Annotated in this window: 8 protein-coding genes and 1 tRNA gene; 6 read left to right on the top strand and 3 right to left on the bottom strand. The window is 35.1% G+C overall.

What is annotated here, in order from left to right; genetic code table 11:
• The 3 genes from AAC037_RS07920 to AAC037_RS07930 all read left to right on the top strand — a co-directional run.
• A partial coding sequence (locus AAC037_RS07920; RefSeq protein WP_339902473.1) for an ATP-binding protein occupies positions 1 to 1,115 on the top strand: 1,115 nt, incomplete at its 5' end.
• Positions 1,116 to 1,397: 282 nt separating this feature from the next.
• Positions 1,398 to 1,946, top strand: coding sequence for an ECF-type sigma factor (locus tag AAC037_RS07925; protein WP_339902474.1), 549 nt, complete (start codon positions 1,398 to 1,400; stop codon positions 1,944 to 1,946).
• A gap of 7 nt (positions 1,947 to 1,953) precedes the next feature.
• Positions 1,954 to 4,509 (top strand): serine/threonine-protein kinase, encoded by a 2,556-nt coding sequence (locus tag AAC037_RS07930; RefSeq protein WP_339902475.1) that lies wholly within the window; start codon positions 1,954 to 1,956, stop codon positions 4,507 to 4,509.
• A 133-nt stretch (positions 4,510 to 4,642) separates the two neighbouring features.
• On the opposite strand, the gene AAC037_RS07935 is transcribed toward AAC037_RS07930, so the two are convergent.
• Positions 4,643 to 6,181 carry a thiol-activated cytolysin family protein gene (locus AAC037_RS07935; protein ID WP_339902476.1) on the bottom strand — a complete coding sequence of 513 codons (1,539 nt, stop codon included), beginning with the start codon at positions 6,179 to 6,181 and terminating at the stop codon, positions 4,643 to 4,645.
• 295 nt (positions 6,182 to 6,476) lie between these two features.
• Between AAC037_RS07935 and AAC037_RS07940 the strand changes: the two genes are divergently transcribed.
• Positions 6,477 to 6,551 (top strand) — tRNA-Val (locus AAC037_RS07940).
• 12 nt (positions 6,552 to 6,563) lie between these two features.
• On the opposite strand, the gene AAC037_RS07945 is transcribed toward AAC037_RS07940, so the two are convergent.
• Both AAC037_RS07945 and AAC037_RS07950 read right to left on the bottom strand, forming a co-directional pair.
• Positions 6,564 to 6,854 (bottom strand): chaperone modulator CbpM, encoded by a 291-nt coding sequence (locus AAC037_RS07945; protein WP_339902477.1) that lies wholly within the window; start codon positions 6,852 to 6,854, stop codon positions 6,564 to 6,566.
• Positions 6,847 to 7,752 carry a J domain-containing protein gene (locus AAC037_RS07950; protein WP_339902478.1) on the bottom strand — a complete coding sequence of 302 codons (906 nt, stop codon included), beginning with the start codon at positions 7,750 to 7,752 and terminating at the stop codon, positions 6,847 to 6,849. The genes AAC037_RS07945 and AAC037_RS07950 overlap by 8 nt, the downstream gene beginning before the upstream one ends.
• Positions 7,753 to 7,867: 115 nt before the next feature.
• On the opposite strand from AAC037_RS07950, the gene AAC037_RS07955 reads away from it, so the two are divergent.
• Together AAC037_RS07955 and AAC037_RS07960 are read left to right on the top strand one after the other, a co-directional pair.
• Positions 7,868 to 8,263, top strand: coding sequence for a hypothetical protein (locus AAC037_RS07955; RefSeq protein ID WP_339902479.1), 396 nt, complete (start codon positions 7,868 to 7,870; stop codon positions 8,261 to 8,263).
• Between the two features lie 732 nt (positions 8,264 to 8,995).
• On the top strand, positions 8,996 to 12,766 hold a 3,771-nt coding region (locus AAC037_RS07960), incomplete at its 3' end, for a PAS domain S-box protein (protein WP_339902480.1).

Genomic DNA, 12,766 nt, shown 5'->3' on the forward strand with positions numbered 1-12,766 from the left:
AAGTTCCTATTCTTTCTTTTAAAGAGCTCAATTCTAGTCTTAACCGAGTAAACCAATTGATTCAGGACGTTCAGCTAAAACTACAAATTAGAGAACGTTATTATCAGGAAATTTTAAAGCAGATAGACATTGGAATAATGACTATAGATGAAAAAGGGCATATTCTTTATTCAAACCCATTTCTGGAAAAACTACTTAACTTCAGGCCACTGTTGCATATCAAGCAACTGAGTCAAATCGATAAAAAACTTTTTGAACTTATAGAACAACTCGGGCCCTTTGAACAAAAAAACTACCAATTGGTAAATGAACGTGAAAAGAACCAGTTGTTTTTCAAAGCTGTTCCTATCAATCTGGAGGGCAAATCGCTTCTGCTTGTGACTGTACAGGATTTGCACAAAGAACTAGATGAAAAAGAAACAGATTCATGGGTACGTCTGATAAGGGTACTCACCCACGAGATCATGAACACCATCACCCCCATCACCTCAATTTCAGAGTCCTTGTCAAAATATTATAAAATTGATGATGGTGGGGAGTTGAAATGGGAAAATCTGAATGAGAATCAAATTAAAAATACGGTAAAAGGGTTAAATGTAATTCGGATTCAAGGAGAGAATTTAATGGAATTTGTTCAATCTTATAGAAGCATTTTAGATCTTCCAAATCCAGACAAATCATTGGTTAAAATTAAAAGCTTACTGGAACGGGTGAAGGTGTTGATGCGTATGGACAATTACAATCAAAACCTTAATTTTCAGGTAATAGTTGTGCCCGATGATTTGGAATTTTACATAGATGAAAAACAACTGGCCCAGGTATTAATCAATCTTTCAAAAAATGCTATTCAGGCCATGGAAGGCCAGGACAAAAGCAAATTGATTATTAAAGCCGCCATCGACGATCAGGGTCGAAAATATATTGAAATAAGGGATAACGGACCCGGTATTCCACAAGAGCAAATTGAAGAAATTTTTGTTCCTTTTTTCACTACCAAACAAGACGGGACTGGTATTGGACTAAGTTTCTCAAAGCAAATCATGCATTTGCATGGTGGAAGCATAAGGGTCCATTCAGAAATTTCAAAAGGAACAACATTTGTTTTATTGTTTTAACCCGCATTCGAAGACCTGGAAAAATGTAAGGTAATAAAGCCAAAATCATTTAAAGTACATTCACTGAACCACAGGCTACACTCGTGGTAGTGATATTTCACCTTTTCCGAGCTGATAAAATAGATACAATTTCCCAATTTTACTATGATCACTCCAAGTTTATTAGGAGTTAGATGGAATGATCCGGGTTAATCCAGACAAAAACAAAGAAAGATTTTCCCAATAATATTTGCTGAATTAACCGATGTATCTTAATTTGTACAGAATAAAAGTTGGCAAATCATGGATATTATTGACTTAAACAATCCCAGAAATAACGAAGTCCAATATTCTCATAAAAAAAGAATGTTTCAGGTTTGCTATGAAGAACTTTCGTTGAAAGCAAGCAATAAATTAAAATACGAGTTCAATGCTTTAACTCTGGATACAAGTGCTTTGGTGCATGAGGTTTATATGAAAATGGACAAATACCAGGGAGAAATCAATAATAAAAATCATTTTTTAGCCATTGCTGCAATCGCCATGCGTAGATTTTTAGTGGATTATGCAAGACAAAAAAACCGTCAAAAAAGAGGTGGACATCAAATCCAATTGACTTATGGAGATAGTAATGAACAAGTTGCTACCACAACACCTGAGGGCTTAATTAACCTCAATGATGCCTTGAATAGCCTTAAACGAATCAATAAACGCTATTCCCGGGTGGTCGAGTATCATTTTTTCGGAGGGTATAAATACAAGGAAATAGCCGCTATGCTAGGAGTATCTGAGGAAACTGTCAAAAGAGACTGGAGATTGGCAAAGGCCTGGCTTAGCAAAGAACTAAATTAATACTCGAATGAGCTCAAATACTGTCTTATGGGAAAAAGTAGGGAATATATTCCATACAATTGCCGATAAAACCGAAGGCGAGCAAAAAAAAATTCTTGATATTTTGGAGATTTCCGACCCTGAAACTTATAATGAATTAAAATCACTCCTATTAGCAGATAGTTCACCCAATCCGATATTTAAGTTCACCCCCAATCAATTGTTGAATACCTGGGACAATGATCAATTACTTATTGGTCAAAAAATAGGAGTTTTTAAATTAACAGAAACAATTGGCTCAGGGGCCATGGGAACGGTTTTTAAAGCATCTAGAGAAGACGGTCAATTTGATCAAATAGTGGCCATAAAATTAATGAAGTCTCAGGTAACAAATTCATTTCTAAAAGATCGGTTTCATAAGGAAAGGCAGATTCTTGCTAAATTAAATCATCATGGAATTGCAAGGCTATATGATGGAGATTTTACCGAAGATGGAAGACCCTATTTTACTATGGAGTACATCTCTGGTCGTACTTTAATGAAATATTGTAACCTTAATAATTGTTCATTGTCCCAACGATTGGATTTATTCCTTCAAATTTGTGAGGCAGTACAATATGCCCATCAGTTATTGATTGCCCATCTTGACCTCAAACCCTTTAACATTCTAGTAAATACATCACATTCTGTAAAATTATTGGATTTTGGCGTAGCTCGTTTGCAGGAAGACCGCCATGATTTTAAGGGTAGCTTTACACTGGCCTATGCAGCTCCGGAACAAATTCGTAAATTAGTACCAACTACCCTCGCTGATATTTATGCTCTAGGTACTATATTATTTGAATTGTGCTCCAAATCCCATCCTTTTCAAACAGTACTCAATGCACCGGAGCAACTGGCCAAAGAAAAATTATCTGCTGGCGAATTGGATTTTGTTTTACAAGCGAAAAATCCCTCGAAATTTACGGCTAGTGATCTCAAAAACATTTGTCTGAAGGCTATGGCATTGAAGCCTGAAGAAAGATATGCCTCCATTGGTGATTTAATGCAGGATATCAATGCCAGTCAAAATAATCTACCCATTTCCACCAGGAAAAAAGAATGGAAATACAAAGTAGAAAAATATACTATAAGAAATAGCAAAATTCTGGCTTCAATTTTTGTTGGTGTATTATTGTTCTTTAGTGCTGTCATTTTTTATACGTATCAATTGAAGTTGGAACGAAATTTATCAATACGGGAGGCCAAAAGAGCCAATCAAATAACTGATTTAATGACTGATGTTTTTATGGCTGCAGATCCAAATATTGGTGGAGCCGACACGATTACTGCTGTTCAACTTTTGAATCAGGGTTTTGAATCTTTGGAAAAGAACCTAAGTGACGATAAATATCTGTATGCCGACATGTTAGGACGGCTTTCACCTATATTTTATAATCTGGGAAAATATGAAAAAGCCCAGGAACTAGCTTTTTCAGCATACAATATCAACAATAAATTACCTTTGATTACCCAAAATGTATTGGCTCAAAATGAAATAGAAATTGGCAAATCATTTTTTTACTTTGGAAAACTGGACAGTGCAGTCCGCTATTTAAATATGGCCATTCTAAGACTAAAGAAAAACGATCTAAGTCATAGTAAAACCATGGCTCTTGCATTGACGGAGCTAGGAAATTCATATTATGATAATAGAAAATACCAGAAAGCTGACTCAGCAATCAATGAAGCCTACAATTTATATAACGCTTTGACTACCCCGCCAAATACCGATCTGGCTTTTTCGTTGCATATGCTAGGTGCAATAGCCAGAAAAACGGGGGATTTAGAAAAAAGTGAAGACTTCCTTTTAGAAGCATTGGCTATGAAAGAAAAATTATTTACTGCACCCCATTTGGAAATTGCCTATACCTATAATTTTTTAGGAAGTCTATACCAATCACTCGGTGAATACAAAAAAGCCATGCAATACATTAAGGCATCTCTGGAACAACGAAAATCAATACTAGGAGAATCTCATGTTGAAACAATTGCGAGTATGTCGAATTTAGCAAGAACTTATAGTTTCCTGGAGCAGCCAAATGAAGCAGTCCCATTGTATGAAAAAGCATTAATAAAAATTGATTCCTTATTTGGTAAATCGCATCCTTACTATGCGGGAATATTAGAGAGTCTGGCGAAAGTTTATTTAAAAACAGGGGCCATAGAGAAGGCCAAGGCTAGTTTAATAACCACAATTTCAATAAACCAAGATTTGTTTCCTCAAGAAGATCCCCGACAAGCCTCACCAGTAATTTTTTTGGGTAAAATTGCCATGCAAGAAAATGACTTTCCAAAAGCAAAAGAATATTTAGTGAAGGGTCTGAAGTTAAGGCAGGCTTCCTTGCCGGAGGGAGACAAGTTAATTGCTCAAAGCCAAAGGGATCTTGCTTTATGCCTGATGGGTTTAGGCGATTTTGGAGAAGCGATTCATTATTACGAAGCAGCTTTACAAACCTATTTTGCAGCTTCAAACCCATCTAAAGAAAATATTGACAGTATTAAATCAGAATTATTGAGTGCCAGACAAAATAATATTAAATGATTTTTACGATAGGATTGGAGAATAAGCAATGCCACCGCAAAAATCATTTAATGTAAAGTCACTTAAACAAAGACTTACTCCAAGGCTTCAAAATCTACCCAAGCAGGTCTTAAATATATTAATGGAATATTCCCTAACAGGAAACAACATTAACATCAACTTTAGTAGGAAAACCTTTTTGTGTGGATTCCAAACAGATTTTGGTTGGCTTACTAAAATTTTCATCCGCCCTAAACTTCCATATTAAACCGTCTTTATATTCAACTGCTATCCTAATACTATAAGCTCCGGCTGGCACCGTTTCTACTTTTTTTGTACTGGTAGGAATATTCCCACTTGGAATACTTTTACTCTTTACACTTCCATCCTCAAGAATTTTATACGTTATGGTAAATCGCATGGTCATCCCTAAAAATCCATTTCTATTATTTAGTGAAACAGTTTGAGAAGGGTATGCACTTTCAGTACAGGTTTCTATTTCATATTCAGTGGTATACCCCAATTTTGCATTGGTATTGTCTTTAAGGTATTTCAGGCTATATGCAATGGGTACACCTGGATTTTCCCGGCTATAGACGGCATTTTCTCCCTGCAGTACATCCTCTAAATCCCCGAAATTTTTGGCAGATATTGCCGATGAAGTTGCTTGGGCTCCTCCTCCCATGGTAACAACTGTTATGGAAGCCTTATTCAGGATCGTTTTGTATTTTGTTTCAATATCTCCCGAAGCAGAAGATAATCCTGTCACATAATTAAATGCTCCTTTCAATTCTCCATCTGTGGCCTCCTCGCTCGTTACCATCCTAAACATAATTATTCGACCATAGGATACCGAATGCACATAGGCCGGTGGTCCATCTTGACTAAATTTAGCTTTAACATCAGCAATGGTAGCATTCCTTCCAAAAAATTCCCCCGGATTTTCAGGCGCATTCATGGCTATGGTATAGAACCGCTGTTTGAATACCATCATGGCCACTCTTTCGGTTTTGCTTGAAGTATAGTTAAATTGCGCCTGTGCATCTCCCCTGGCCCACTCTACATTCAAACCGACATCCAAGCTTAACTGTTTGGATGAATAGGAAGTAGCTGCCGTATAAGATGAATTAGACGCTATGGTATAGCCATCTGGTTTGGCATTTGCATTCCACCACTCAAGGGCCTCATCAATTTTGGCCTGAACGCTGGTATTGCTTGCATTTTCTATTTCTATATTGCCTCTCTCCCCAATTCCTGGTAAATCAAGTCTGAGATCAATGGGTGAGCGATCAATGGTCACCGGAGTTGGCAAACCTCCTAAGGTGGCTTTATCAGCAATAACAAGTGCTCCCGGATATATTATCCCATCCGTAGGACGGAGAATGGCTATTTCCTCAAAATTATTTTTCAAACTTATTTTCTGAGTCAAACAGGTGGTTACAAAACCTTTCCCTGATGTCACACGCCTGACAGGTGCTCCTACTTCCTCTCTACTTTGGTTGCCGGCAATACTTTGTTCATTGAAAAGTTCCTTTTTATCAAATTCAAGGTCCTTAACAAATTCACTTATGGTCGCCGCATCCGGCGAAATCTTTATGGGTACATCTTTGACAATTAACTCACAAGAAGTAAGTACAAACCAAAAGCAAATACAAATAGACGAAGTTGTTCTGATTGATATCGCATTTTTCATAGTTTCTAGAAATTAGTTGAGTTATATTTCTAAAAGCGATAAAAAATAATGAAAAGGTTAATCAGGATTGAAAAAAATATTTCTCTAAGTTTAAATTCGAATTTTATGAACTAGACAAACTAACCTTTTCAAGCTAACACTGCAGGATGTTTCTTTATTTCATGAGATAAAACAAAGCCTATCGATGAGGTTCTTTTTCCAAGTAGGAATTAGAAAAAACTTCAAAAAAGTGCAACAGATAAAATAATATTAATTGCCAAATTATCAAATTTGAATTATCATTGTAATTAGAAATAGGTCGTTAGCTCAGTTGGTTCAGAGCGCTGCCTTGACAGGGCAGAGGTCACCAGTTCGAGCCTGGTACGACCTACAATTTTTATTATTAGCTATTGAGTTTTCTTGTTAAATAATTAACTTCTTCTTTTAGGCTTTCAATTTTCCCTTGTAGATGAGCGATGGCATATAATCCTTCCATATTGATTTCCAACTCATAATGCAAACGCGATAGTCGCTCTAGAAGTGACAAATCATCCTGTAAGACATACTGTTTTTCTTCCACTACAATAATTTCACAAAGGTCTTGCTCTGCAAGGGAATAGACAAAAGTCAGGTCAATATTACAGGATTTGCAAAACTTATCCAATGAAACTAGGTCTTCCTTTAAATTATCCATGATTTCTAAGCTTAGCCAATTGTTCAAATAGTTTTTTCTCTTCTGCTGTTAAGTTTTTGGGGATATCGACTGTATATTGTAAATACAAATCTCCAAAAACACCTTCCTTATTATAAACAGGGAAACCTTTCCCTTTAAGTTTTACTTTGGTTCCACTTTCTGTACCCTCAGGCACTTTTAATTTAACCTTACCGCTAAGTGTGGAAACAATTATTTCACCACCTAAAATGGCAGTGTACAAATCTATTTTAACCTCTTTATGCAAATCGCTTCCCTCCCTTTTATATTCGGGATCCGAGTGGATTTTAAAAGTAATGTATAAATCTCCATTCGGCCCACCATTGATTCCTTCACCTCCATGATTTTTAATTTTAATGGTTTGCCCATCTTCAACTCCTGCTTTTATGGTCAACCTTATTTTTTTACCATTGATTTCCAAAGTACGCTTGTGGGATTCAAGCACATCTCTTAATTGGAGTTCTAAAGCAGCATGCAGGTCTTGCCCCTTAAATTTAATGCTTGAGCCGGAGGAACTTCTTCCCCCTCCTCCAAACATCGAATCAAAAAAATCAGAAAATCCTCCATCCCTAAAAGCCTGTTCAAAATCAGCATTACTGTATTGATTTTGACTTCCCCCTCTCCTACCATTCTCGGCATTTTGATCAGTTTCTTGGTGTTTCCAATTCTCCCCATACCGATCATACTTTTTGCGTTTTTCAGGATCACTCAACACCTCATTGGCTTCATTAATGGCTTGAAACTTCTTCTCTGCTTCTTTGTCGTTAGGATTGAGATCGGGATGGTATTTTCTGGCCATCTTCCTGTACGCTTTTTTAATTTCATCAGAAGTAGCCGTTTTATTTATTCCCAAAAGTTTATAATAATCAATAAATTTCATGGTATATAAATAGCGTTAATTTTGTTAAAAGCAACGTGATACAATAATTCATGAATATACAAAAATTGTGATTTATTAGTATATTTGACAAGCCTTAACTTCAATTGAAATCATAATGAAAAAATTTATTGGTCCTGCGATCATTCTGCTGCTTATTGTAATTGCCGGTGTCTTTTGGTGGAGGTATTATTTTGTATTTGCTGAAGGGGTCAAAGCCGGGAATTTGAATTATTTTGAGAAGAAAGGCTTTATTTTTAAAACATGGGAAGGAAGATTGGTGCAGGACGGTTTCCAAAGCCCTAATCCCGGTGCACTTCAAAGCAATGAATTTAGATTTAGTGCTGAAGGGGATTCCGTGGCTTTAATTTTAGAACGCTCCGGAGGTAAATTTGTAGAACTTCGCTATAAAGAATATTTAAATCCAATCCCTTGGAGGGGAGCAAGTGAATATGTAGTTACAGAGATCATCCAGGTGGGTGATTCAAGGACTGATAATTTCCCCATAAAATAAACCCTAAAATATTGCGAGTTTTTTCTGTCAAATTCATTAAAATCAGGCCTTAACCACCATTTAAACCCTGATTTAATAAAGAATCCTAGTAGCATATTATTTTTTTTTACCACCCAAAATAATAATTATTGGAAACTTATCTATAAGGTTAATTTAACCTTATAATAGTTTTTTATTGCCCATTATAATTTCCCTGATAAACCCATTCGTATTATTTATACAGCCAGCTTAATATCTATTTAAACTATTTTAAAAAATGTAAAGCTTGTTTAAAGCTGATATAAGATCAGCTTATTTTCATTTTAACATAAATTATTCATTTTTTTAATGTAATTTATGTTACAAGAAATACCCTCCCGGATCAATTATAACTCAAAAAACCAATAGGTACTCTATTCTATAAATTCATGAAGCAATAGAATTAAAACATTATTCAACCAATAGAGTTAAGCTAATGGGGAAATATTGCTTATTTCAATTATAATAGTTTAAATTAATTTAGTTGATAAAGCACTATCCTTATTAAACGCCTAAAGTCCATATAATATTCATTTTGTACAATTAATAATTTGTTTTAAAGAATATGGTTTAAAAGAAAAATAATTGGATCTGAATTAAAAAAGTATCTACTGTTGAGTAGCACAAGTGCTTTACAATTCTTTATTACTTGACCAAATGAAAAACCCTAACTTTGAAAATATTTTAATAATAACAAATAACACAAAACATTATTTGCTGTTAAACAAAACATTTGAGGAGTTTAAAGAAACCGATCAGCAACTTTTATGGTGCAAATCGGTCAAAGAAATACCACAAATTAATTTTGATTGCGTATTATTTACGGTAGAAAGTACAAATCAAAATTTTGGTAATATCATTAGGCAATTAAATCATAGCCTTATCCAAGTACCACTTATCGCTTTAACCTCTCAGGAAAACCTAACATTCACAATAAAATTATTGGATCAAGGAGTAGAAGATTTTTTGGTATTGGAGCGTTTAGATAAATTTCAATTGTTTAAATCTCTAACCACCTCCTACCGGAAAAATAGATTTGATAGAAACTCCACCGATAATGAAAAATCTGCTAATTATCCTTCACTCAATTTGGATAAAAATTTTTACAAAGTTCTTTTTGATGAAAGTAGCGTAGCTCAATTTCTTTGCAGGGCAGACGATTTATCCATCATTCAATCATCCAAAAAGGCAACTGAATTATCGGTTTTAACCGGACACAGGGTTGAATTTATTTATGAGGTGTTTTCAGCAGTAAAGGACTGGCTAATTCAAAACATAATAAATAAAGCAACCTACAAAACCAGTGCAACTATTCAAACAGTCTTAACTCCAAAGGAAAACAATTCCGAACCATTAACCCTAAAAATAAAAATACAATGGATTGATAATAAGAATTATCCATTGGTTTTAATTTCTTGTCTTGATATTACCGAACTGGAGAAAACCAAAGAATCCTTAAACAAAAGTAAAAACAGCTACCAATTGGTTCTCCAAGCAACAAACAATGTTACTTGGGAATATGATATAGGATTGGATAAACTTGAATGGAGTGAAAATTTCACTTCTTTATTTGGCTATAGGTCAGAACAGATTAGCAATATCACTGAACTGGCTGAGAAAATACATCCGGAAGACCGCGAAGTTACATTAGATGATTTTAAAAAGGCTTTATCTGGAATGGACCAAAAGTGGAATGGGAACTACCGCTTTCAAAAATCAGATGGAAGCTATGCTTATGTGTTCGAACAATGCGTGTTTATTAGGAACCCAGAAGGCAAGGCCATTCAGGCTTTCGGTGCCATGCAGGATGTCACCAAGAAAAAGGTAAGACAACACCAATTGAATTTAATGGAAAAGGTTGTCAAAAGTGCCAATGATCCTATTTTAATCACAGAAGTGGATGAAATCAATCCTTCCGGACCGAAAATAATTTTCGCTAATGATGCATTTTTAACCCAAACAGGATATTCAAAGGAGGAAATAGTAGGTAAATCACCTCGAATTTTACAAGGTGAAAAAAGTAACAAAAAGGAATTGAAAAGGTTAAAAAAAGCCTTGATGAATGGGTATCCTTGCCGGATTGAAACCATCAATTATAAGAAAGACGGAACCGAATTTTGGGTTGAATTTTCAGTGGTACCTATTTCTGATGAAAATGGTTTGATAACAAATTGGATAAGTATCCAACGACAAGTTACAGATGTGATTAAAAAAAGAGAACTGGAAGAAGTTTATAAAAAAATGAACTTCGCTGTTGCCCAACCAAAGAATATTGAGGATAAATTTTCTGCCTTACTAAAAGTAATATTAAATTTTACCGGCTTGGAAGTAGCTGAGGGCTGGATAATGAATATTGACAACAGCAAGCTCAACAAAGTCATCACTAGTACCTCCAAAGCTAAGTATGAGGATTTTCCTAAGCTCCGCTCTTCTTTTAAGGAAGCAAAATATGGTGTTCGGTTGCCTGGTATTGCCTGGGAAAAAGGACAAATTATTTTTTGGGAGGACAGCAGAAACAATGCTGATATCGTAGGCATTGATGAAATGAAAATTTTCGGATTAAACTCTGCTATTGGAATTCCAATTTTTAATAACAAAGACCTAGTGGGGGTTATAACAATATTCACAAGTAAAAAACAAATCCAACTGGAACAACATTTCCCATTTTTTGAAAGCCTAAGTAATCGGTTGGGCCTGGAGATAATGCGACTGAAAAGTGAAAACGAGCTGCTTACTATATTTGAATTAATACCTAATTTACTAATTGTAACAGATGCCAAAGGAGTAGTGGTCAAAGGAAATAAAGAAGCCTCAAAGACCTTTGAATGCACTGAAACGGAATTAAAAGGCATTTCTTTCAGAAACATGATACCTTTTTCTGATCGAATAAAATTTAATGATTTTGTAGCCAAAATTGAACAATCTAGAAAGATCGATGAGATTGACATACCTATATTAATTAATGACCAAATAAAATGGATCAACCTAACCGCCACTTTCCTTCCTTCTGAATCATTTATTTACTGTGTAGGAAAAGACATAACCCATCAAAAATACCTAGAAGATTTAATAAAAAGGACCAATGAAATAGTTAAGATAGGTACTTGGGAAGTTAATCTGTCTCAAAAAAAATTGTATTGGTCGCCAATGACAAAATTCATCCATGATTTAGATGAAGATTATATACCTAATTTGGGAAGTGCTATTAACTTTTATACAGAAGGTCAATCACGTGATTTAATTAAAAAAAAGGTTGATTTAGCCACGAAAGGTAACATTAGTCATTTTGAATTGGATGCTCAATTGGATACAGCAAAAGGCAGAACAATATGGGTTAGAGTGCAGGCTGAAACAGAGTGGATTAATGGAAAGCTTCATCGAATTTACGGTAGTATCCAAGACATTGACGAAAGGAAAAAAACTGAACAAGAAATCATGGAAGCCAAAATGCGCTATGAATTGGCATCAAAGGCTTCCACGATTGGAGTTTGGGACTGGAATATAGAGAAAAACACCATAGTGTGGGATGAAACCATGCAAAAATTATATCAAAGAAATATAAGCAATTCAGTAGATCAATATGCCGAATGGAAATTAAGTTTGCATCCTGAAGATCGTGAAGCCCAAGATTCTCTGATTCAAGAAGCCTTAATGGGAAATAAAGACTATAATACTCAATTTAGAATTATTCTCCCGGATTCAGGGGAAATAAGATTCATTAAAGCGGTGGCCTATATTGTCCGAAATAATTCAGATAAGCCGGTGAGAATGGTTGGGATTAATTATGATGTTACTGAAGAAGAGGTATATAAAAAGGAGTTAGAAAGAGTTAACCGAGAAAGAGAAGAAATCTTGGGTAGTATCACCGATGGATTTTTCTCTGTCGATAAAGATTGGGTTGTGACCTACTGGAATAAAGCTGCTGAGAAAATATTGCAAAAACCACGTGAAGAAATAGTTGGAAGAAATGTATGGGAGGTTTATGGTGATGCCATTGACCTGAAATTTTTTAAAGAATACGCTATAACCATGGAAACCGGGGAGCAAAGGCAGTTTGTTGAATATTATCCTGGTAAAGACATTTGGCTCGAAATATCATCCTTTCCAAAGGAAAATGGCATAGTTGTATATTTCAAAAATATAACCGCAAGAATAAGACAGCATCAAAAATTAGCAGAGGTTAAACTTCTTCAAGAACATGTAATCAACAGTACAGAAGACCTTATTTGGGCAGTTGATGATCAGTATAAATTGATTTTAGCCAACAATGCTTTCTTTGATGAAATGGAAAGGATATCTGGTTACAGGTTAAAATTGGGTGAAAGAGTTGCAAATTTTGTTGGAGACGATACTCCTTTTTATGAGGATGCCAATAATTTTTGGAACGAAAAGTATAAAAATGTATTGACAGGCTTACAACAAAACTTGACTTATGAATCTAAAATCCCTAATAAGGAATCAAAAATTTATCAAGTTGGCTTTTAC

The organism is uncultured Cyclobacterium sp., from assembly GCF_963976465.1.
GTDB lineage: Bacteria > Bacteroidota > Bacteroidia > Cytophagales > Cyclobacteriaceae > Cyclobacterium.